This window comes from Ideonella sp. P3_A4 (assembly GCF_056403075.1).
In genome coordinates this window covers 1-1,358 of sequence record NZ_JBFUGE010001055.1, presented here as the reverse complement: position 1 = coordinate 1,358, position 1,358 = coordinate 1, and the positions used below count along the sequence as shown (strand labels likewise).

2 protein-coding genes and 1 tRNA gene are annotated in these 1,358 nt (G+C 60.0%); all 3 read right to left on the bottom strand.

The features are described from left to right. Positions 1-42 precede the first annotated feature (42 nt). The 3 genes from AC1DYI_RS35795 to AC1DYI_RS35785 all read right to left on the bottom strand — a co-directional run bounded on the left by AC1DYI_RS35795 (position 43) and on the right by AC1DYI_RS35785 (position 1,343). Positions 43-846, bottom strand: a complete 804-nt coding sequence (locus tag AC1DYI_RS35795) for a substrate-binding periplasmic protein (protein ID WP_477208840.1) — start codon at positions 844-846, stop codon at positions 43-45. A 151-nt stretch (positions 847-997) separates the two neighbouring features. Continuing rightward, positions 998-1,074, bottom strand: a tRNA-Pro gene (locus AC1DYI_RS35790). A 140-nt stretch (positions 1,075-1,214) separates the two neighbouring features. Then, positions 1,215-1,343 (bottom strand): RraA family protein, encoded by a 129-nt coding sequence (locus tag AC1DYI_RS35785; protein WP_477208841.1) that lies wholly within the window; start codon positions 1,341-1,343, stop codon positions 1,215-1,217. Positions 1,344-1,358 lie beyond the last annotated feature (15 nt).

Below are 1,358 nucleotides of genomic sequence, written 5' to 3'. Positions count from 1 at the left end.
GATCACAGGCGGGCTGTGGGCCGAAATGACATCGCATGCAAATCATTTCGTTTTCAGCTTTGCTTCGTTTTCCAACCGCTGGAAGTAAGCGGCTTCTATTTTCTTGATATCCACCGCCTGCAGGGCAGCATCAAAATTCTGCTGAAGCTTGAGCCCTGCCGGCGTGAGCTTGAAACAGACGTGCAGAGATAATTCTGCGAGGATGTTTTCATGAAACGCGATCTGCTCGCGCTCGTTGATCAGGGCGGGCTCGGTCAGCAGCAGGTAACGCAACACTGATCTGTCAATGACCGCCGCTTGCACCCGGCCGGCCAGCAGTTTCTTCAGATTGAATGTGTCGCCGGGCGAGGCGTCAATCGTCAATTTGCCTTGCTTCACCAAGGCATCAAACTCGGCGCCGTTTGAATAGCCCGCCACCACGCCAATTTTCATACCGACCAAGTCGCTCACGGTACGCCATTTCAAGGGCTTGTCCTTGAGGTAGGCCAGGCCCACGCTGCTGTGGCCCATCGGCGCGGAAAAGTGGCATTGCCGCGCTCTCTCTTCGGTGTAATAGGCCGGAAAGTAGCCAGAGAAACTGTCGTCCTCCCTGCCGACCTGCATCGCACGGGTCCAGGGGAAGTAGTCGATCTTGGCTGTGTAGCCAAACTGCTTGGCTACGGCTGCCGCAACGGCACCAGACAAGCCATCTTGCGCCAGGCTCGGGCCGACATACGGCAACCACTCCAGGCTGGCCAAATGCAGAACGTGTGCCGATTCTTCTGCGCGTGCTGGCGTTGGCGCCAAGCCGACGGCGCCCACTGACAACAGCACCAAGATCGGGCGCAGCAAGCGAGCAACGTTCATGCGCGGTCTCCTGAGGAGGGGCAGCACGCCGCAAAGGCGTTCCGCCAACAGGGACCAGTATCGTACGGAGTGGGAGCTTGGCGAATGCCGAATTGCTTATTCGGACTTGCCTTGGCCTCGCGCGCCGAAGGGCGCCAGGCCGTGATTTGAATGGTCGGGGTGAGATGATTCGAACATCCGACCCACTGCTCCCAAAGCAGTTGCGCTACCAGGCTGCGCTACACCCCGACGAAGCTGTGCATTGTAGCCTTCGGCTCATGCCGCGGCAGCCGATTGTGTGGTCTCGGCACCTCAAGCCAATGTGGCTTTGTTTCTTTGCTTGAACCCCACGGGGCGGCGCGCTGGCGCAGCCCGGCCCCTGTGGCGTTTCAGAGCGCCGTCGGGTAGACGACCACGCCGTCTTCGTCGGCATACAGCCAGTCGCCAGGGCGGATCCACTCGCCTTGCACACGCACCGGCTCGTCCAGCTGGCCTTCATCGCGCTTTTGCGAGGGCATCGGGCAATGGCCGAG